The 21,958-nt window shown below is 54.7% G+C and carries 14 protein-coding genes; 10 read left to right on the top strand and 4 right to left on the bottom strand.

The features are described from left to right. Nucleotides 1–13: 13 nt before the first annotated feature. The 3 genes from AC3ZPD_RS09025 to AC3ZPD_RS09015 form a co-directional block, all read right to left on the bottom strand. Nucleotides 14–1,015: a 5-oxoprolinase subunit C family protein gene (locus tag AC3ZPD_RS09025; protein ID WP_490983963.1), complete on the bottom strand. Its 1,002-nt coding sequence runs from the start codon at nucleotides 1,013–1,015 to the stop codon at nucleotides 14–16. Next, a complete protein-coding gene (gene pxpB, locus AC3ZPD_RS09020; protein WP_490983962.1) occupies nucleotides 1,012–1,782 on the bottom strand; it encodes a 5-oxoprolinase subunit PxpB in 771 nt (256 codons plus the stop codon). Before pxpB ends, AC3ZPD_RS09025 begins: the two co-directional genes overlap by 4 nt. A gap of 231 nt (nucleotides 1,783–2,013) precedes the next feature. Continuing rightward, nucleotides 2,014–3,402, bottom strand: coding sequence for an MFS transporter (locus AC3ZPD_RS09015; RefSeq protein ID WP_490983961.1), 1,389 nt, complete (start codon nucleotides 3,400–3,402; stop codon nucleotides 2,014–2,016). Nucleotides 3,403–3,643: 241 nt separating this feature from the next. On the opposite strand from AC3ZPD_RS09015, the gene AC3ZPD_RS09010 reads away from it, so the two are divergent. Then, the gene (locus tag AC3ZPD_RS09010) at nucleotides 3,644–4,444 is read left to right on the top strand and encodes an IclR family transcriptional regulator (protein ID WP_490983960.1); all 801 of its coding nucleotides are present in this window, start codon (nucleotides 3,644–3,646) and stop codon (nucleotides 4,442–4,444) included. Nucleotides 4,445–4,573: 129 nt separating this feature from the next. On the opposite strand, the gene htpG is transcribed toward AC3ZPD_RS09010, so the two are convergent. Then, nucleotides 4,574–6,454 (bottom strand): molecular chaperone HtpG, encoded by a 1,881-nt coding sequence (gene htpG / locus AC3ZPD_RS09005; RefSeq protein WP_490983959.1) that lies wholly within the window; start codon nucleotides 6,452–6,454, stop codon nucleotides 4,574–4,576. Between the two features lie 216 nt (nucleotides 6,455–6,670). Between htpG and AC3ZPD_RS09000 the strand changes: the two genes are divergently transcribed. The 9 genes from AC3ZPD_RS09000 to AC3ZPD_RS08960 all read left to right on the top strand — a co-directional run bounded on the left by AC3ZPD_RS09000 (nucleotide 6,671) and on the right by AC3ZPD_RS08960 (nucleotide 21,903). Continuing rightward, nucleotides 6,671–8,485: a sensor histidine kinase gene (locus tag AC3ZPD_RS09000; RefSeq protein ID WP_490983958.1), complete on the top strand. Its 1,815-nt coding sequence runs from the start codon at nucleotides 6,671–6,673 to the stop codon at nucleotides 8,483–8,485. Continuing rightward, nucleotides 8,478–9,902 carry a response regulator transcription factor gene (locus AC3ZPD_RS08995; protein ID WP_490983957.1) on the top strand — a complete coding sequence of 475 codons (1,425 nt, stop codon included), beginning with the start codon at nucleotides 8,478–8,480 and terminating at the stop codon, nucleotides 9,900–9,902. Before AC3ZPD_RS09000 ends, AC3ZPD_RS08995 begins: the two co-directional genes overlap by 8 nt. Before the next feature lie 225 nt (nucleotides 9,903–10,127). Then, nucleotides 10,128–11,549: a carbohydrate ABC transporter substrate-binding protein gene (locus AC3ZPD_RS08990; RefSeq protein ID WP_490983956.1), complete on the top strand. Its 1,422-nt coding sequence runs from the start codon at nucleotides 10,128–10,130 to the stop codon at nucleotides 11,547–11,549. Between the two features lie 645 nt (nucleotides 11,550–12,194). After that, nucleotides 12,195–13,079 carry a carbohydrate ABC transporter permease gene (locus tag AC3ZPD_RS08985; protein ID WP_490983955.1) on the top strand — a complete coding sequence of 295 codons (885 nt, stop codon included), beginning with the start codon at nucleotides 12,195–12,197 and terminating at the stop codon, nucleotides 13,077–13,079. A gap of 1 nt (nucleotide 13,080) precedes the next feature. After that, nucleotides 13,081–13,986, top strand: coding sequence for a carbohydrate ABC transporter permease (locus tag AC3ZPD_RS08980; protein ID WP_490983954.1), 906 nt, complete (start codon nucleotides 13,081–13,083; stop codon nucleotides 13,984–13,986). Nucleotides 13,987–14,055: 69 nt separating this feature from the next. Beyond that, on the top strand, nucleotides 14,056–15,870 hold the full coding sequence (locus AC3ZPD_RS08975) for a glycoside hydrolase family 35 protein (RefSeq protein ID WP_490983953.1): 1,815 nt from the start codon (nucleotides 14,056–14,058) through the stop codon (nucleotides 15,868–15,870). 88 nt (nucleotides 15,871–15,958) lie between these two features. Further along, complete coding sequence (locus tag AC3ZPD_RS08970) at nucleotides 15,959–17,254, top strand: peptidylprolyl isomerase (RefSeq protein WP_490983952.1); 1,296 nt, start codon at nucleotides 15,959–15,961, stop codon at nucleotides 17,252–17,254. Between the two features lie 48 nt (nucleotides 17,255–17,302). After that, on the top strand, nucleotides 17,303–20,338 hold the full coding sequence (locus AC3ZPD_RS08965; RefSeq protein WP_490983951.1) for a LamG-like jellyroll fold domain-containing protein: 3,036 nt from the start codon (nucleotides 17,303–17,305) through the stop codon (nucleotides 20,336–20,338). Nucleotides 20,339–20,421: 83 nt separating this feature from the next. Continuing rightward, entirely contained in the window at nucleotides 20,422–21,903 is a 1,482-nt protein-coding gene (locus AC3ZPD_RS08960; protein WP_490983950.1) for an alpha-L-fucosidase, read from the top strand. Nucleotides 21,904–21,958 lie beyond the last annotated feature (55 nt).

The raw sequence follows: 21,958 nt of genomic DNA, 5'->3' as shown, positions 1-21,958 counted from the left end.
GAGCCGCATCCAATCAGCGAAGGCTTTCGATTCCGCTTTCCAGGGTCTGCATCGCCGCCTCCCGCTGCAGCTGGAGGTCTTGGGCCTCTTCCAGCGGAATGAGGCGGAACCGCACCCGGCCTCCCAGGTTCACCTGTGCCAGCAGCGGCAGGTCGACGGCTGCCACCTGCGCGATGACCGGATAACCGCCCGTCGTCTGCCTGTCCGCCATGAGCACGATCGGATCGCCGCCCGGCGGCACCTGCACCGTGCCAAACGTAACGGCCGTCGAAATCATTTCGGCCGGCTGTTCGAGCTTCAGCGGGGTGCCGGTAAAGCGGTAGCCCATCCGGTCCGATTGCGGCAGCACCGAAAACGTGCCGTTTTCCAGGCCTGCGCGGCTTTCTTCGGTAAAGTCGCCGTATTGCGCGCCGGCGGTCACCCGGATTTCCGGATTTGCGGAATATGCGGGCCGCAGGCTTGATGCCGCCGACCAGCGGCTGACCGCTCCGGCCTCCTTATCCGCGCTGCGTGCAAGCAGCGCAAGCAGCTGCGAGCCGAGCAGCGTCGGCTCGCCGACCGGAAGGAGATCGCCGGTCCGGAGCGCGCGTCCCTGGTAACCGCCGATTCCCGCCCGCAGATAGGTCGAGCGGCTGTTCATTTCCGGCGGTACGTCGATGCCGCCCGCTACCGCGAGATAGGCGCGGCAGCCAAGCTGCATTTTCCCGAAAGAAAGCTCGCCGCCTTTCGGAACCAGCACCGTTCTCCATAACGGGAACGGCCGTCCGTTCAGCTTTGGCGACAGGTCGCCGCCGCAGACCGAAATCAGCGCCGTATGTTCAAAGCGGATTTCCGGGCCCAGCATCGTGATTTCAAGCCCCGCAGCGTCCTGCGGATTGCCGACCAGCAGGTTCGCCGTGCGCAGGGCAAAAGCGTCCATGGCGCCGCCGACGATCACGCCGTATTTTTGAAAACCAAACCGTCCCTGGTCCTGCACCGTAGTCAGCAGTCCCGGTTTGCCGATAAGCAGACTCATGACTTCGCCTCCTCCCAGTCCTCAAACTCTTCACGGGAGATCGGATAAAACCGGACAACGTCCCCGGCCTTAAGCACGGTCGGCGGCATCCTGTCCGGAACAAACAGCCGGACCGGCGTTTTCCCGATCAGCTGCCAGCCGCCCGGGGTTTCAATCGGATATACCCCCGTCTGTTCACCGGCGATGCCAACGGTTCCCGCAGGAATCGCAAGGCGCGGGGTTTCTCTGCGCGGAGTCGCAATCCGGGGGGACATCCCGCCCAAATAAGCAAATCCCGGCGCAAACCCGAGCATGTAAACCAGATAATCAGCCGAGCTGTGAATTCTGACGACCTCATCCGGCGTTAACCCGTTTCGGTCCGCAACCTCCTGCAGATCTGGCCCCAAATCCCCGCCGTAGCATACCGGGATCCGCACCGTCTTCGGCACCGATGTCCCGGTATCCTTAAGGTCGGACAGCACTTCCAGGACGGTCGATTTTACTTTCTCAAAGGGGGTGGGCCGTTCTGTTGCTTCCTGCGTCACTGCCAAGTCCCCTCCCGCAGCCGCCCAAAGATCGTAATAAATCGTTACCGTCGTAAAAGCCGGAACATATTCGATCATGCCTTTAAAAGGATGCCGCTCCAGGTGCTCCGACAGCTGCCGGATCCGTTTGTGCGTCTCAAGCCCGATGGAATCGCCGAATTTGACTACCAGCGCCGAATCCCCGAGCGGCAGGATTTGCGGCTCGCTCCCTATCCCCTTTCCGTTTGAATTACTGTTTACCATACTGTTCCTCCTGAAAAGGGAAAAGCGCTTTTGAACTCCCTCAATCTGAATGGCTTAATCCTGATTATTAAAACTCGTTGTTTATACCGAAATTCGGAACTTAAAAACCGTTATTCGGTTATTATTTTATAGTTTATTTTGAAGGCATTTCCGTAAAAATCAAGGTTTTTTTCTGGGTAAAAGCCCTGAATCCAGATCAAATAAATCTTTTCCTAGACAAAATAATGCTGATCAAGCCACAACGTCTTTCCCGTTTTCCACGTCCAGTCCGATCGGCTCCCACTTGATCAGGAGCGTTGCCAGCAGGCCCAGGATAGGAACGATCGCCAGCAGCAGCAGCGTGTTGTAAAGGCCGATCGCCGCCAGCACCACCGGGAAGAGAAAAAAGCCAAGTACGCTGCCCGCCCGGGTAATGCCCTGCCCGAAGCCGGTTCCGAGCCCCCGGAGTTCAGTCGGATAAGACAACGTTGCCATCGTCATCCCTTGCGAGCCCGGGCCAAACGCATGCCCGAAAATAAACGCCGCCAGCAGCACCGCGGAAATTCCGGCATATGCGTTGCCGGTGGTGCCCATCAGCAGAAGACCGAGCCCGGCAAGCACGTATCCGAGGATGGACAGCTTGCGGACCCCCCAGCGGGTATTCAGCGATGCGCCAAGGAAGCCGCCGAGAGCACCGAACAAGTTAAAAACGATGGTGCCCACGATAGCGTAGATCACGCCTTTGCCGAACAAAATGCTTGAAATGGTCGGGATGTAAAACCCTACCGCAAAATATTCCATGCTTTGCGTGAAGGTAATAATGGAGGACAGCAAGGTTCTAAGCTTGTATTTGCCTTGGAAGATCGCTTTGTATGACGGTTTGGCCTTTGGAGCCTGCCCTTCGCCGCCGGCTTCCGCTCCCTTCTCTACCACCACTTCAATGTTGTAGGTTTTGCGCAGCACCTGGGCGCTTTCCTCGATCGATAAATGATGCGCCGCCCAAAGCGGGCTTTCATTCATAAAGAAATAGCGGAGGAACAACACGATCAGGGCAAAAACCCCGCCGATGCCAACGGACCATCTCCAGATGTATTCGTGCTGGTCCAGCAAATAAAAAGGAAGCGCAATAAGTCCCGTAATCGACGCGGCTGTAAACCATAAAGGACACCAGAGCGTAACGTTGCTCCCCTTTTTCTTAAGGTTGCTGAACTCCGCTATAAAACTTAAAGCCACCGGAATGTCCAGCCCTACGCCGATTCCCATCAACAGGCGGAAAAAGACGAGCCAGCCGAAATTGGGGGAAAGCGCGGCACCAAATGCCGCAAACACCATCAGGAACAAGTCAACCAGGAACATTTTGTTCCGTCCGAATTTGTCCGTGTAATACCCGCCGAAGATTGCTCCGAGCAGCGAACCCACCGCCATAATCGCCGTCAGGCTGCCCAGTTCCACAGCCGATAAACTAAATTGCTCCTGAAGCTGGGCCGTACCGATGCCAATGCTTGTAAAATCATAAGCATCAACGAATACGCCGGCCAGCGCCAGTAAAATAATTTTAAAACCGGATTTGCTGACCGGATGGGAATTCACGAAGTCTGAAATATCTTTTCTGCTGGATACACGAAGCACCGTTGGTTCCATCTCATCCATCTCCCCTTTCTTTATGTACCGAAATTCGGAACTATTGATCCGAATTATGAAAGCCAATATATACGATCATTATAGTAGGAATTGAAAGGAAAGCAAGAGAAAAATCAAAAATTTTGTCTGATTTTTGTCTTCAACAGCATTTATGATAAAGACGGCATGCCATTTTGGCCAAACTGGTTGTATACTTGATACTTAATAGGAAACCTAAGGGAATTTTTTCAGGAGGAAACACGTGCAAAACAAAAACAAAACGGTAGTCAGATCGATGGATCTGCTGAATCTTTTTCTGAATCATCATAAATTGAACATCAATGAAATGGCGAAGCTTTCGGGGATTCCCAAAACCTCGGTACACCGCATGATAGGGTCGCTGGAGGAAATGGGGTTTCTGAATAAAGACAAGGAAGGGAAATATTCGCTTGGGCTTTTGTTCCTCCAATTCGGGAATCTGGTGGCCGAACGGCTGGATATCCGCCACACGGCGCTGCCGATTATGGAAAAGCTCAGAAACGACATCAAGGAGGCCGTTCACCTGGTAATCAGGGACGGCAGCGAATGCATCTATATCGAAAAGCTGGACACGGACCACCCGGTCCGCCTGTTCACGAAAATCGGCAGAAAAGCCCCGCTTTACGCCGGAGCCTCTTCCCGGATCATTTTGGCCTTCATGCCGGAGGACGAAAGAGAAGCCTATTTGAATACAACGGACTTGAAACCGATTGCTTCCGGAACGATCACCGACGAACAGGAATTGCGGAAGGCCGTGGAGGACTCCCGGTTAAAAGGATACAGCTTCAGCCGCTCGGAACTGGAAAATTATACGGTCGAGCTGAGCGCTCCCATCTTTGACCATTCGGGCCAAATCATCGCGGCATTGAGCACCGCCGGTTTGGAGGTTCAATTCGAGCCCGGACGGGTTGGGGAATTGGCGTTGAAGGTATGCGCCGCCGCGGACGAAATTTCGCAGAAGCTGGGTTATTCCCCGGCGGTTCAAGCCTCAGGCACATCTTACGTTTCGAATCATCAGATTTGAAAAAGGCGGCCCTAGGCCGCAGCGCAAAAGAAAAGCCCGGACGGAGAGAAAAGATATTCTCTGCGTTTGGGCTTTTTTACTTGCTATTGGGCTGTTGCAGATATTACGGCAAGGCGGCTGCCCCCGGAATTAAACCATCACTTTGCAAATGTCGTTGGTGAATTCCACCGGATCCTGGATCGGCAGGCCTTCGATCAGCAGCGCCTGGTTGTACAGCAGGTTCGTGTACAGGCCCAGCTTCTCTTTGTCGCTCTCCAGGGAGGCTTTCAGGGAGCTGAACACCGGATGGTTGACGTTGATTTCCAGCACCTTGTCGGCTTTGACGTCTTCGCCGTTCGGCATGGAGCGGAGCACCTTCTCCATCTCGATGGTCAGCTCGCCTTCCGAGGACAGGCAGACCGGATGGCTTTTCAGGCGTTTGGAAGCCTTGACGGCTTTAACCTTGTCGCCGAGAATGCCGGCCATCGCTTCGAACAGGTCTTTGTTCTCGTTCTGCTCCGCTTCGGCTGCTTTCGCCGACTCGTCGGATTCGATGCCCAGATCGCCGCTGGAGACGTTTTTAAATTCTTTGTCTTTGTATTTGGCGATCGTTTTGATGGCAAACTCGTCGATATCGTCGGTGAAATAAAGCATTTCGTAGCCTTTATCGGCCACCAGCTCGATTTGCGGCAGTTTCTCGATGCGTTCTACCGAATCACCGGTTGCGTAATAGATATATTTTTGATCCTCCGGCATGCGGGAGACATATTCGGCGAGAGAAACGAGCTTGTTCTCCTTGGAGGAATGGAACATGAGCAGGTCCTGCAGATCCTCCTTGCTCGCGCCGAAGTCGCTGTAAGCGCCGAATTTAAGCTGTCTGCCAAACGCTTTGTAGAACTTTTCATAGTTATCGCGTTCGTCCTTCTGCAGACCGAGCAGCGTGCTTTTGATTCTGTTCTTGATATTTTTGGCGATCAGCTTCAGCTGGCGGTCATGCTGCAGCAGCTCACGGGAGATATTGAGCGACAGATCCTCGGAGTCAACCATCCCTTTGACGAAGCTGAAATAGTCCGGCAGCAGGTCGCCGCATTTTTCCATGATCAGTACGCCGTTGGAATAGAGCTCAAGGCCTTTCTCATACTCTTTGGTATAGTAGTCGAAAGGTGTGTTCTCCGGAATGAACAAGATCGCATTATAGACGACAGCGCCGTCTGCGCTGATGTGGACATGCTTCAGCGGTTTGTCGAAGCCGTATCTTTTTTCAAAATAGAAGTTTTGGTAATCCTCGTCGGTCAGCTCGTTTTTGTTGCGGCGCCAGATCGGCACCATGCTGTTGAGCGTCTGCTCTTCGGTGTAGTCCTCATATTCGTTCTCTTTGCCTTCCACCGCTCTTTGCCGGGTGACGTCCATCTTGATCGGATAACGGATGAAGTCGGAATATTTCTTGATGATGGATCTGAGGCGGTATTCTTCCAGGAATTCGTCATATTGCTCGTCTTCCGTGTTTTCTTTGATTTTCAGGATAATATCCGTGCCGACCGTTTCCTTGGAAGCAGGCTCAATCGTATAGCCGTCCGCGCCTTCGGACTCCCATTTGAACGCTTCGTCGCTGCCCAGCGCTTTGGAGATCACGGTTACGTTATCGGCGACCATAAACGCGGAATAGAAGCCGACGCCGAACTGGCCGATAATGTTGAAGCCGTCTTTCGCTTCGTTTTCGTTTTTGAACGCCAGGGAGCCGCTTTTGGCGATGACGCCCAGGTTGTTCTCCAGCTCTTCGCGGGTCATGCCGATCCCGGTATCGGACAGCTTGAGCGTTCTGCTGTCTTTATCCACGGACACTTTAATATAATAATCCTCTTTGTTGAAGGTCAGGTTCTCGTCGGTTAACGTTTTGTAGTAAATCTTGTCGATGGCGTCACTGCTGTTAGAGATCAGTTCGCGGAGAAAAATTTCTTTTTGCGTGTAAATGGAGTGAATCATCATGTCCAGCAAACGTTTGGACTCGGCTTTAAACTGCATTTTTGCCATGAAGCGTTCTCCTTTCAAGCTCAATATGGGTAGGGATAAGGAATGGATTTGAACTTTCTTTAGCACTCATCATTCCAGAGTGCTAACCCTTTTTTATATAGCATTATTAGGTATTTATGTCAACTCTGCAAGCAAACTATCATCCCCTGTGACGGTTGCCAGTCCGCCAGATTCTGCTATGATGATACAAAAGATGACCGAAGAAGGTGTTCTGAAGTGCGTCCCGGATTCTATTCTCCCATCTACAAGAAATCTTCTTTCCTGCTGCGGCGCCTGTCCATCAAAAACCGGCTGCTGACCGCCTTTCTCATCACTTCCCTGCTGCCGGTCGCCATTGTCGCTTTTTATTCCAATCAAATCTACGAAAATTCCATTACGGGAAAAATCAGCGCCTACTCCAGCCAGACGCTGACGGAGCTGACCCGGAACATTTCCCGCGAGCTCGGGCAATACGAAACGCTCAGCGAAAATATCATCATTAACGACTCCATTCAATACGGCCTCACCCATTACTCCGCTTTGAGCGATATCGATAAAAACACGCTGCAGACCCGGATCCGCAACGAGCTCGGCTCGCAGTTTTTCAGCTTCAGCAATCTTTCGAACATCGTGATCATGACCAATGACGGGTCCAGCTTTTTCGATTTGGGTTATCAATGGTACCCGGACAACCAGCTCGGGAGCATGGTCAAGCAGACGGAAGGCGCGCCGAGGAACGCCTACTGGTCTTATCTCCGGTCCAATCGCGGGAGCACCGTCATTGCGCTCAGCCGGAAAATTTACTCCGCCGACAACCTCAATCTGCAGATTGGCTATCTGGTCATTGCCATGGATGAAAAAGTGTTCGCCCGCAACATGTTCCAATCGGTCGATTTGGGCAAAGACAGCAGCGTTTACGTCACCGACCGGAGCGGCGTCATCATCTCTTCCAATAGCCCGGCCGTCCAGCAGGGCAGCCTGAACCGGGCCGATCTGACGGAACGGATCGAACGGCAGCATGAGGCGGGGTCGCTGCGGGCTTTCCAGACCAAAATCAGGTCCAAGCAGTATCTGGTCAGCAGCACCTACATCGATGCGGCGAATTGGTATTTGATCGGTCTGATCCCCCATTCCTATATCATTTCAGAGCTTGGCGACCTGCGGGGAAATATCGTGCTGCTCTGCCTGCTGACCTTGGTCCTTTCCAGCGTGATCGGGCTTTGGATTTACGACAGCATCAACTCGCCGCTCCGTTCCCTGCTGCGTTATGCCAAACGGATCCACAAAGGCCGCTTCGACCCGATTCCGAAGCCGGTGGCTCCGCCGGATGAAATGCAGCAGCTGACCATCACGATCCACGACATGGTGACCGAGCTGAAGCTGCTGATCCGGCAGGTACAATTGGAGCAGCAGGCCAAACGAGAGGCCGAGCTGAAAATGCTGCAGGCGCAGATCAATCCTCATTTTCTGTTCAACACGCTGAATTCGCTGAAGTGGAGCGCCATGCTCAGCGGCAACGAATCGCTCACCCAAGGCATCGGCTCCTTATCGGAGCTGCTGCGGAATACGATTCTTGTGAAGGAAGAATTGATTCCCTTAAGCAAAGAAATGGCGAATCTTCGCCATTACGCCAACATCCAGCGGATCCGCTACGGGGATTCCTTTGAACTGGACTGCCAGGCCGTCGAGCCGGATGAAGACGTCATTGTGCCAAAATTCATATTGCAGCCTATCGTGGAAAATTCGATCCTTCACGGCGCCGAAAACAGCAAACGAACGTTTATTACCGTCCGTTTTGCCGTCCGCGGCGGCGATCTGACGCTGACCTTGGCCGATGACGGCAAGGGGTTTGATCCGGCGGAGCTTGAGCACAAAAACAATGCGGGCAGCCGGCTGTCCGGCATCGGCATTCACAACGTCCACGAAAGGATCCGGCTTCATTACGGCGAGGCTTACGGGCTCCGCACGGAAAGCGCACCCGGGCACGGAACAAAAACCAGGCTGGTTCTGCCGGTACATTTCGTTCATGAGGAGGTCAAAACGTATGTATAAAGTGCTGATTGTTGACGACGAGCTGATTGTGCGGCATGCGGTTCAAACGCTGATCCGCTGGGAAACCGGACGGTTTGTTTATGCCGGTTCCTGTTCCAGCGGGCAGGCGGCGCTGGAGGCGATCCGGCCGGCCGCCGCTTCGGATGTTTCGGAGAATTCAAGTATACAGGGCACAGGCATCGACATCGTGATCACGGACATCAAAATGCCCGACATGGACGGCATCCAGCTGATCAAGCAGCTGAAAAACGAGCCGTTTGACGGCGAGGTGCTGGTCCTCAGCAACTATAACGATTTCGAGCTGGTCCGCGAAGCGCTGAAGCAGGGGGCTCACGACTATATGCTCAAGCTGTCGCTGGAAAGGGACAATTTTATGAAGGTGCTGCACGAAATCGCCGACAAGCTGGACAGGAAAGATCGCCGCTATCAGATTCATGGCCAGCTTCCTCCTTCCGCCGGTTCCCTTTTCGAAAAAGCGTTCAGGCAGCTTTCAGCGGAAGCCTGGAACTCTACTTTCCCCTTGCCTTCCCCTTCGGAAGCGCCTGCCGTAAAAACAAAAGCGGAAGCGCTTCCGGGGTTCGCCCCCGGCGAACAGGTGCTGCTGTTCCTGGCCGTCCCTTCACCTGCATCTCCTCTGTCGCAGGAGGAAACCGGGCGCCTGGAGCCGGCTTTAATCAGCCTGCTCGGCGAGCTTTGCCCCGATTCCGCTCACCGGTCGGCCGTAACCCTGCAGAACGGGGGATGGCTGCTTGCCGTGAGCTGCGACCCGGATTGCGGGGCGGAATGGCCGGAGCACCTGGCTAACCGGATCGCCAGCCTGATGCATATGTATTACAACCTTCAGACGGGGATTGTTTATACGGAAGGCGCAGGCACGGTACAGGAGCTTAACCGGCAGATCCGGCAATGCAAAGCCGTACTGCCCGTGCTTTTTACGGAACCTGGAAAGGCCCCCGCCATTTTGCCGGCTTCGGCAGCCCCGCCGCTCAGCGCCGTAAACATACCGGGGCAAGCTGCCTCGCTTTATCCTTCGGACCCGGATGGGGTTGCCTATCCGTTTTCCGGCGCGGAACCGCATTCCGGTCCGGGTTCGAGTTACCGTCCGGAAATCGTCAGCGTGCTGGAGTATTTGCACCGGCATTTCGCGGAACGGATCGTGCTGACGGAGGTCGCCGCTTATGTCAATCTGTCCGAAGCCTACCTGTGTCAGCTGTTCAAAACGGAAACCGGGCAAAGCATTCTGACTTACCTGAACGAATTCAGGATGGCCAAAGCTTACGAGCTGCTGTCCTCAGGACGTTTTCTCGTGAAAGAAGCGGCAGCCGAGGTCGGCATTCATGACCCTTATTACTTCAATCGTCTGTTTAAACGCCAGTTCGGTGTTTCTCCCAAAAAAATCATCCCTCAAACCTCATAATGGTAAACGCTTACTAAAGCGGTATTCCTATACCAGCTGACATAAAAGGTTAGAGGTTTCCCATCAAACTGGACGATTTTAAGCTTCATCGTAAAATCGTCCAGTTTTTTGTTAAGTCCGTGTAAAATCCCCAAAAATCGTCCAGCTGATTCCGCTGTTTTGTATATTTGGCAATCGGCTTTCCGCTTATATAATGAACACATATTTTTCAGGGGAGGTCATTCGATGAGCTTAAAGACACGTATTAAAACCTTAGGCATTGTAGCAACGGCATTCCTTGTCCTTTCAGGCTGCGGCAGCAACGGCGGCAGCAGCTCGGACAGCGCAAGCAATAACCCGGGCAGCAATGCCGGCAGCAGCTCCGCTTCTGCGGGTACTAGCGGTTTTGCCGATCCCGAGCTGAACATCGCCGTCTTCCAGGGCGGCTACGGCCGCGAATATTGGGATACGATCGCCGAAGATTTTATGAAAGCTTATCCCGGCACCAAAATCAACATTACCGCAAGCCCAAAAATCGCCGAGCTGGTGCGGCCAAAAATCGTCGCGGGCAACCCGCCCGATTTGATGTACGTCGCGGGCAGCGACAACACGCCGATCCTCGACGGGCTTATCAAAGACCATGCCCTGCTGGACTTGACCGACGTGTTTGACGGCCAGGACGAAAGCGGTTCGGGCACGCTCAAGGATAAAATTTTACCGGGCGTATTGGAATCACGCGCCATGTCCCCTTACGGAGACGGAAAAGTGTATCTCGCGCCGTTTAACTTCGGCGTCATGGGACTCTGGTACAACAAAAACCTGTTTGACAGCAACAACATTCCGGTGCCGAAAACCTGGGACGAACTGTTCGCCCTGAACGACACCGCCAAAGCCAACGGCCGGTCGCTGTTCACCTACCAAGGCCTCTATCCGGGGTATCTGGAGGAAATGATCGTCCCCTCCATCTACAATGTCGGCGGCCAGGACGCCTTGAACCAGTTTTTTGACTACGATCCCGCCTTCTGGAGCAGCGACAGCTTCAAGCAGGTTTGGGGCATCATCGAAAAAATCGCCACCGAAGACAACGGCCTCATGAAAGGCACCGTCGCCCTCAACCACACCCAGGCGCAAACCTCCTTCCTGCAGGGCAAAGCGATGTTCATTCCGAACGGCACCTGGTTCGAGGACGAAATGAAAGACGCGCCGCGCGAAGACGGCTTCCAATTCGGCTTCCTCGGCGTGCCGGCCTTTAAAGACGGCGATCCGGTAACCGCGCTGACCAGCGTCGAGCAGATCGTCATCCCGGCCAAAGCGAAAAACACCGAGCTGGCCAAAGCGTTCCTCCGCTACCTCTACACCGACGAAAGCGTGAAGCTGAACGCCGAAAAATCCAAAGCCGTGCTTGCCGTCAAAGGCGCGCCCGATCTGGCCAAACCTTACATCTCCGAAACGACCTACAACGTCTATAAAGCCGTGGACAGCGGCATGGTAGCCGTCAACGGCAGCTTCAAATCCGTTGCCAAAGGCAGCAAATACAACCCTAGCGACGAGGTCTACAAGCCGATCTCTTCCATTATGAACAAACAGATGAGCCTCGACGAATACAGCAGCAAGCTGACCAAGCTCTATACCGAGCTGAACGAGGAGCTCGAGAAAAACGGGAATTAGGTTCAAAACATGGATCTGGCGATGCGAGCCAGCTTCCAGATCCATGTTTCGTGATCTTAGGTTTCATGGTCTTAGGCTTTATATCTTAGGTTTTATATCCTAGATTTTAAATCTTGGGTTCTCTATCTCGGTTTTTAGTTTATATTTAACGATTTAAAGTTTAGTCGCCGTACCTTTTCACGGCTATAACAAAAAGCTTTACCCCTAAGGTTCGAGCGTGGCCTTTAACACGCTCAACCTTTTACCCTATTACAAAATTCAGCTATGCAATGAACTTTTTGAGCCCTGCCAGTTCCCTCACCAAAGAGCGCTAAGCCTGCTTAACGGAGAGGGCGAGTGATTCTGAAGAAGCGAAGCGTCCGCCTGAAAGCTTTCCAAAGGAAAGCTACCTCGGAAGCATAGGCTTGCTCCCGGATTTCATCCTTCTTAACCTAGTTAAAGAAATGCGGGAGGAACAGCGGTCGTAAGAACACTCGACATCGGAGCGGTCTGCCGAAGCGTAGCGCTCGGTCTGCATCGGAGGACCCGTCTGCAGAAGCGTAGCGCTCGGTTTGCATCGGAGCTCTGCACACATCGCTCGCAGACATTGCATCCCTGCTCACATCGACACCCCAGCTCAATAGTTCCTTTCGGAGGTGAATCCCCATGTCCATGAAAGCCAAACGCCAATGGTTCCTCTTGTTCTGTCTCCTGCCCGGCCTCGTGCTGATGGCTTTGTTCAAGCTATATCCGACCATTCAGGTGTTCCAGAAATCCTTTTATTTATGGACGGGAATCGGCGACAAGCCAAAATGGGTCGGCCTGCAAAATTTTACCGACCTGTTTCATGACGACGTGTTCCTGCTGTCCTTGCGCAACACCGGGTTCCTGATGCTGGTCGTTCCCGTCCTGACGCTGTTCATCGCGCTGGTGAACGCCTCCATCCTGACCCGCTCCAAACTCCGGGAACGTTCTTTGTACCGGACGGTTTTCTTTTTCCCGAGCATTTTATCCTTCGTAGTTATCGCAATCCTCTGGTCCTTTATTTATCACCCGACGATCGGCTTTCTGAACGCCGGGCTTGAAAGCGTCGGTCTCGGCAACTGGGCGCTGGCCTGGCTGGGCGATTCCCGGACCGTGCTGTGGGCGCTTGCGGTGACGATGATCTGGCAGGCAGCCGGTTATTACATGGTCATGTACATGGCCGGCATCGACGGCATTTCGCCGGAGCTCTACGAAGCGGCCAGCATCGACGGGGCGACGCCGGTCAGCCAATTTTTCCATATCACCATCCCGCTGCTGTGGGAGATCATCCGGATCACGATCATCTTCAGCATCAACGGGGTGCTGACGATCAGCTTTATCATCGTGTCCATCATGACCGCAGGCGGGCCGGACCGCCACTCCGAAGTCGTGATGACCTACCTGTACAGCCAGGCTTTCGCCAACTCCAACTTTGGTTACGCCATGGCGATCGGCGTGTTTGTTTTTATCGTTTCATTCGTGCTCGCCCTGCTGAGCAACCGGTTAACGGAAAGGGGGAACTCCTGAGATGTCCGCTGCAGCTAATGCCCAAACCACCCGTTCCTCCCATACGCCGCAAACCCTTCCCCATTCCGGGAAAAAATCGCTGGCCTGGATCGGACGGCTGTTTCTCCGCCTTATTTTAATCATCCAGGCCGTGATTGTCATTTATCCGCTGCTTTGGAACGTGCTTGCTTCTTTGAAATCCAATGAGGAGGTGATGGAAAGTCCCTGGAGCCTGCCCAAACAGCTTAACTGGTCCAACTACGTGGAAGCTTTTACTACGGCACGCATCGGCGATTATATGCTGAACTCCGTGTTTGTGGTCGCCATGTCGATGGCGATTCTGCTCGCGGTCGCGCTGCCGACGGCTTACGTGCTTGGCCGGATGTCCTTCCGGGGGAAAACGTTCATAACCAACGTCTACATGGCTGGTCTCTTTATCGGCGGCGTCTACATTATCGTGCCGCTCTTTATCCTGATGAACAATCTGCACATGCTTGACAACCGATTTTGGCTAAGCGCGGTATATGCCACGGGCAGCCTGCCTTTCTCTGTTTACCTCATGATCGGATTCATGAAAAGCATTCCCCGCGACTTTGAGGAAGCGGCTTTGATCGACGGATGCGGATATACCAGCACGCTGTTCCGGATTATTTTGCCGATTACCCGTCCTGCCGTCGTGACCCTGATCGTTTTTGGTTTCTTTGATTTCTGGAACGAATACGTGCTGGCCTTGACTTTAATTACGAGCGACGAGAAAAAAACCATTCCGATCGGCTTGTCCAATCTGATGCAGATTCAGCAGTATGCGACCGATTGGGGTTCGCTGTTTGCCGGACTGGTCATCGTCCTCATTCCGACCATTATCATTTATGCCCTGCTGCAAAAGCGGCTGACCGACGGCATGATGATGGGCGGCGTGAAGGGATAAGGATCAGCCGGTTTCGTAGAGAGCATAACCACACAACCAAATTCACAGCAATCACGGGAGGGCAAATTTGTGGGTTCTTTTGGCATCACCAACAATGATTTCGTTTGGAACGGGGAGCCGCTGCGAATCATGTCCGGCGCACTCCACTATTTCCGCGTCGTGCCGGAATACTGGCGCGACCGCCTGCTCAAGCTGAAGGCTTGCGGCTTAAACACGGTAGAGACTTATATTCCGTGGAATTTGCATGAACCTAAGGAAGGTGTTTTTCACTTTGAAGGCATGGCTGACGTTGTGTCCTTTATCACTTTAGCCGGAGAGGTGGGACTTCATGTCATCGTAAGGCCAAGTCCTTACATCTGCGCCGAATGGGAATTCGGCGGCCTGCCGGCCTGGCTGCTGGCGGATGCCAACCTTCGGCTGCGCTCGAACGATCCGTTCTATCTGAAAAAGGTCGAAGCCTACTTCGACGTGCTCCTGCCGCTGCTCCGTCCGCTGCAGTGTACAAACGGCGGCCCTATAATCGCCATGCAGATCGAAAACGAATACGGCAGCTACGGCAATGACAAAGCCTATCTGCAGGCCATCAAAAATGCCATGCAAACGCGAGGCATCGACGTGCTGCTGTTCACGTCCGACGGCCCGGAGGATTTTATGCTGCAGGGCGGGACGGTTCCCGGGGTGCTGGCTACCGTCAACTTCGGCTCCCAGCCGAAGGATGCCTTTGCCAAGCTGAGGGAATACCAGCCGGAAGGTCCGCTCATGGTCATGGAATTCTGGAACGGCTGGTTCGACCATTGGATGGAGGAGCACCATACCCGGACCGCCGATGATACGGCCCAAACGATTGCCGACATTTTGGACAGCGGCGCTTCGTTTAACCTGTATATGTTTCACGGCGGGACCAATTTCGGCTTCTATAACGGGGCCAATCATATCACCGCCTACGAACCGACCGTGGGGAGTTACGATTACAACGCGCCGCTCAGCGAAAGCGGGGTGCCGACGGACAAATTTTTTGCGGTGCGGGAAGTGATTTCGCAATTTGAGGAACTGCCTCCCCTTTCGCTCCCTGAGCCGATTCCGACCGCCGATTATGGCATAGCTACCATGAAGGAAAAAGTCCCTCTGTTCAGCTCGCTTGAGCAGCTGTCCGAGCCTCTGTACCGCTCTTCTCCGGAGCCGATGGAAAAGCTGGGCCAGCAATACGGCTTTATCCTGTACTCCACCACAATCACCGGCCCACGCCCGGAAATGGAGCTGGTGCTCCAGCATGTAAGCGACCGGGCCATCGTTTACGGCAACGGCCGTTATCTGGGGACGATCGAGCGCTGGTCGCCTTCCACGCTGCCTTTATCCATCCCTCCAGAGGGACTCAAGCTGGACATTCTGGTGGAAAATATGGGCCGCATCAACTACGGGCCGCTGCTGCGCGATCCGAAAGGCATCACGGAGGGCGTCCGCCACGGGAACCAGTTCCTGTACGGCTGGACGATTCATCGGCTTCCGCTGGAGCCCGCTTCCCTGAACAAATTGATCTACTCCGCCTGCGAGCCGGAGCCGGCGAATGAAACCGGGACCGGCGCATTCGGCGGCAAGGCAGCAGCCGAATGCCCGCAGCCTCAGCAGCCGGCGTTTTACCGCGGCACGTTTGAGGTTCAGGCCCAAGCGAAAGCGGATACCTTCCTGAAGCTGGACGGCTGGACCAAAGGCGTTGTTTATGTAAACGGCTTCAACCTCGGACGGTATTGGAAAGCAGGGCCGCAAAAAACGCTGTACATCCCTGCCCCGCTGCTGAAGGAAGGCCGCAACGAGCTTGTTGTGTTCGAGCTGCACGGCTGCGAACGGCCGGAGGTCCGGCTCACGGATCAGCCGGATTTGGGGTAAACGCCTGGGCCCGAGGGATCGGACAACGTTCGATTTTTTACCGGACTTTTTCTTTCTGCAAGATTTGAAGCTTCGGGAGGTGCCTGGCATGAACAGGAGCCGGAAACGGAACCAGAATCGAAATCAGAGTCGAATTCAAAATTGGAGTCGCGAATGGAAACCTTCTTCCAAGGCCGGCCGCCGGGTCAAATCCGCAGCGAAGAAGCGGACACGGCTGCTGGTGCTCGGCGCGTTTGCGCTTGTTCTGGCCGCGGCCGGGGGAACAGCCGTCAGCTTGTCCGCCGCTTTTTCCGGCGGGAAGGACGGCAGCCCGGAGGCGGACAATAGCCCAGCCATAACCGCCAATGTCAGCCCTGACGGCGCCATGCCCGGCAGCCCGGAGAAGCTGTCCGCCGCCAGCGCTGACGCCGTAATCCTGACGGTTGACGGCGAGCCGGTGACCGCACAGGAATACCGGCTGCTGATGAACCGTGAAAAAAGCGCCGTCACCACGTATTTCAAAACCCAATACGGCGCCGACGACCGGCCGGATTACTGGACGACTTCCTTCGGGGGCGAAATCCCGATCCAGCTGCTGAAGCAGCGGACCAACCGGATCGCCGCCGAAGACAAAACCGTCCAGCGGCTGGCCCGGCAGGCGGGACTCATTCAGGACCTTTCTTTCTCCCGCCTTCTTGCCGACTGGCAGGCGCAGAACCGGCAGCGCGGCCAAAATCTTCAATCGAGCCAGCCGGTTTACGGGCTTTCCTCTTTTACGCTGGACCAGTATTACGATTATTATATGAGCCATCTCAAGCAGCAGCTTCAGGAGAAGCTTGGCGAAGGAATTCTGAAACCGGCGGAAGCGGAAATGAAAAGCTATTACGCCGCTCATCCGGAGCTGTTTCAAAGCCGGGACGAATACGACATCGAGCTGATCCGCATCCCCTACCAGGACAACAGCAAAGCGGAAGCCAAAACGGCTGCCGAACAGGTCCGACAGGCACTGGACAGCGGAAAATCCCCTGCGGAAGCCGCGCTTAAGGCGAAGAAAGCCACCTACGGTAAGCAGACCGTTACGGCTGCCGGTTCAGGCGGTACGAGCGGTTCAGGGGGTTCAAGCCAGCTTTTTCAAAACAAAGACCTCCTCTCCAGTACCGCCGGGAACCTGCAGCCCGGCCAGCATTCCTCCATGCTGGATGACGGCTCCGGCTACAGCCTGCTGAAATTGGATGCGGTTAGACAAAATCAGGCCGTTCCTTTCGAGGAGGTTCAGGGGCAGATCCGGGAACAGCTGCTCCGGACTAAATTCGCGGACTATATCAGCTCTGCCGCCAAATCCGCGAAAGTGAATATCCAGCAAGCCCATTATGATCAAATAACGGTAAATTCAGAAGAACGCTAACCCGAAAAGGATAGTTTCTAAATTGTTTAGAAAAAGGAGCGGACGGATTTGAAGAAAACTTGTTATTTATTGATGTCAGTGCTGATGGCTTTAACTACTTTATGGGGCATCCCCTCAACCGGAAATTCCGCCGTTTACGCGGCTTCTCCGGATACCGGCACCGCCGGTTTATCCTCCTCCCCGGCCTCCGCGGCTGCTGCCGAAGCATCCGTGAACGCGGACGCCGAGCCGCCTACCGTAACGGGAACCACCTATTACGTGGATTCCGCGGCAGGCAATGATTCCAATACCGGCACAAGCCCGGACCAAGCCTGGAAATCCCTCGAAAAAATCAATGCCACCACCTTTGCGCCGGGCGACGCCCTGCTGTTTAAATCCGGCGGCGTTTGGAACGGCCAGCTGTGGCCTAAAGGCTCCGGCACCGAAGGCGCGCCGATCCTCATCGACCGCTACGGCGAAGGCGATCTGCCGGTGATCAACGGCGGTGGCGTGGCGCGGCCTTATCATCAGACCGGGGCTGTTTTTCTGCAAAATCAGGAGTATTGGGAGATCCGTCATCTCGAGGTGACCAATGACGACGATTTTGATACCGATCTGGTCAAAACGACTTACCAGAACGGTGAACCTTCCAACATCCGGGACGGTATTCTCGTTGTGCTGAACACGGACCAGGTGCCGGAGGGCGGCAACAGCGTCATGCATCACATTTACATCAGCGACTGCTACATCCATGATGTCGACAGCCCCGATGAATGGCCTAACGAATACAAAAATGCTTCTTTTAACGGCGGCATCATGTTCTACGTGATAGGTTCGCTTAAGCCGAACATGACGTTTGACGACGTGCGGATCGAACGCAACTTTATCAAACACGTCGACCTGCTCGCAATCGCTAATTTCAACTACACGACCAAAACCGATTTCCAGGATGAAATCGGCGGATACGGCTTGTGGCAAACCAACATCTACATCGGCCACAACTATTTGCAGGATATCGCCCAAGGCGGCATCGACCTTTGCGACGCCAAGGATGCCGTCGTGGAATACAACGTGCTGGACGGCTGGATGCAGCGGTACAACGCCCAGTCCGCGGGCATTTATCCATGGAAATCGTGGAATGTCGTGTTCCAGAACAACGAGGTTTACGGCGGTCCGACAACGACCGATGCCAGCAACGGGGACGGCACCGCCTTTGACTTCGATTCCCCGAACATCAACATCGTTTACCAATATAACTATACGCACGACAATCCGATGGGCTGGATGTCTTACCTGGGCCGCAGCGCCAATAACATCGCCCGCTACAACATCAGCGACGACGACGGAGAATACCTGATTAAATTCGGCTGGTTCGGGCCGGATTCCTCACCGACTTATTTCTTGAACAACGTGTTTGTCTATGACGGACAAAAAACCGCGTTTACGAACCGGAACGATGATATCGGGGCTTATTTCGATCAAGTGCCGTATTATTTCTACAACAATGTGTTCTACGACAAAACGGGACCTTCGCCGTCCACTTGGGCCGCTTCCCCTGATGACTACGGCACGGGCGAATTCAGCCATAACGCTTTTTATGCGGCCAACGGCTTCACGGCCGTCGGACTGCCGGAGGACCCGGATCAAGTAACCGCCGATCCGGCTTTCGTGGATCCCGGCCAGGCGCCTAGCGCAGGTCCCAACGGCGTGCTGAGCGGCGCGACCGTCTGGGACGGCTACAAGCTGCAGGAAGGCTCGCCGCTGGTTGACGCCGGCATTTACGTGCCGCAGCTTGGCGACAAGGATTTTTACGGAAACCCGCTTTATTATGGGGATGCGCCGGACATCGGCGTACAGGAAGTGCAGCAAGGCGACCGGGTAACGCCGGAGAATCCGCCGGAAATCGTGAACCTCGCCCTCGGGAAAAAGGTGACCACCGACTTTACGAGCACAACGCCTTATGCGGCCGGTTCGCTTACGGACGGCCTGCCCAGCACCTATTGGACATCAAGCACGAATAAGGAACAGTCAATTACGATCGACCTGGGCGAAGAAACCACCTTTAACGCCATAAAAGCCGGGGAATATGTAGCGACAGCGCCGGAGTCGGGGAACTACCGCCCCTTCCAGCCTGCCATCGGTTCCTACAGCTATGACTACTGGAACGGAACGGACTGGGTGCCGTTTTATGAAGGCTACGGTATCGGCGCAAGTCATACCGCAGTATTTGATCCGGTAACCGCAAGCCAAATCAGAATGACGATCCATGATGCCGGAAACGCGCCGGCTCTTACCGAGATTGCCGTTTACAACGATCCGGCTGCCAAAGCCGATCCGGCCGGCACGGCTCCGGACCAGCCCCAGGCCGCTGATGTAGACGTGATTGCCCACTATACCTTCGACAATGTGCGCAGCAACAGCAGCGAGGTGAAAGACAGCTCGGAAAGCGGGTTGAACGGCACCAAATCCTCTTCCGTAAGCATCGTTAACAACGACAGCTACAAAGGACGTGCACTGCGCTTCGGCAGCAGCGGTTCGGCGGCAAACAGCTACATTTCCATCCCTAATAACCAGCTGCTGAACCGCAGCGAGTACACCATCTCCATGTGGGTCAAACCGGATGATTTCGGCTTGTCCGCGCCTGCGGCCAACGGAGCTGAAGTGCTTTACTCCAAAGGAGACAACGCCAACGAAATGTACAGCGCCACGCTGCTGACCGATGCTCCGGCCGGCGGATTCCAGAATCCGTTTATCCTGGCCGGCAAAGACGGAGCCAAAGGCGCCCGCTGGTATCCGACCACTTTGGGTCCGAATTCGGAACTGACCGTTCCGGCCGGTAAATGGAGCCAGGTCGTTCAGACTTATGACCGCCACGACTATAAAGTTTATATCAACGGCGCTCTGGTCATGTCCGTGCCGGTGTCCGAGGAAGGCGCTGATTTGTTTGCCAATAACAAACCGCTGCTTCTAGGCAACCAATCCACTTCGGCCGCAGGGAAAAATCCTTATTACGGCCTGATGGACGAAGTGCTGATTCTGAGCGGTGCCCTGACAGACCAGCAGGTGGCCCAGCTTTACGACGGCAAGTTAAAGTTCAATCATTAATCCGCCTCTGACACCGGTCTCTTCACGGCGGCGATAAAAAATGCAAAAAGAAAGAAAAAAAATGCAAAAAGGAAGACAAAACCATGGCCCTTTCCATCCGGGAAGCTGCCCGGGTCCAGCCGGCTCCACGCCAGCTGGCCTGGCAGTCCCTAGAATTTTACGCTTTTATCCATTTTACCGTAAACACGTTTACGGATCGGGAATGGGGACTCGGCAACGAGTCTCCCTCCCTTTTTCAGCCGACCGAGCTGGACGCCCGGCAATGGGTGGCGGCATGCCAATCCGCTGGCATGAAAGCTTTGATCCTCACCTGCAAACATCATGACGGCTTTTGTTTGTGGCCAAGCGGCGTAACGGAGCATTCCGTCAAAAACAGCCCCTGGCGGGACGGCAAAGGCGATCTCGTCCGTGAAGTTTCGGACGCCTGCCGGGAAGCCGGGCTGAAATTCGGCATTTACCTTTCGCCCTGGGACCGGCATGAGCCGAGTTACGGGGATTCGGACGCTTACAATGATTACTTCGTCCGGCAGCTGACCGAACTGCTGACCGGCTACGGCGAACTGTTCAGCGTCTGGTTTGACGGAGCCTGCGGCGAAGGTCCAAACGGCAAACGGCAGGTTTATGACTGGGACCGCTATTACGCCGTGATCCGGGAGCTTCAGCCGAATGCCGTAATTTCGGTCTGCGGACCGGACGTCCGCTGGTGCGGCAATGAAGCCGGACATACCCGGACCTCGGAATGGAGCGTAGTGCCCGCGAGCCTGCAGGATAACGAAAAAATCCAGGAGAAGTCGCAAACCGAAGATGACGGGGTTTTTGCCTCCCGGATCAATTCGGACGAAGACGATCTTGGAAGCCGCAGCATCATCGAGAAGGCCGACGCTTTGGTCTGGTATCCGGCTGAAGTCAACACCTCCATCAGACCCGGCTGGTTTTACCACGAGTCGGAAGACGATCAGGTGAAATCGCCGGATGAGCTGATGGAGCTGTACGAGCGGACGGTCGGCGGCAACTCCACTTTCCTGCTGAACCTGCCGCCGGACCGGCGGGGACTGATTCACGAGCAGGATGTCCGCAGCCTGGCCGGATTAGGCGAACGAATCAGTCGACTGTACAGCCATAATCTCGCGGCGAACGCAGCCGTCCGCGCGTCTGCCAGCCTGGATGCGGAGCATGATGGCGCGTCTGCCGTCAGCGGCGGAAACCAAACCTATTGGTCCGCCCCGGAAGGCGTGGAGCGGGCCGAGCTCGAAATCGACCTTGGCTCCATTCAAACCTTTAACCGCATAGTGCTCCAAGAGCATATTGCGGTAGGACAACGGATTGAAGCCTTCCGGATTGAGATTCAGGAGGACGGAAAGACGGAAGACGGGCTGGGCGATGGATTGTCGGTAGAAACGCAAACCCGTTGGAGACCTGTATATGAAGGCACGGTGGTGGGATACAAGCACATCTGCCGCTTCGCTCCCGTCAAGGCCGCCCGCATCCGGCTGATCATCGATCAATCCCGCTGGTGCCCGACGCTGGCGAATGTCGAAGTTTATTTATACAGCATATCCGGATAAAAAACAAACGGCAGCCTCAGGACCGAATTAGCGTCCAAGGCTGCCGTTTATGCAT

This window comes from Paenibacillus mobilis (assembly GCF_058267595.1).
The sequence above is the reverse complement of the archived record's forward strand: the minus strand, read 5'-3'. Positions and strand labels throughout refer to the sequence as shown.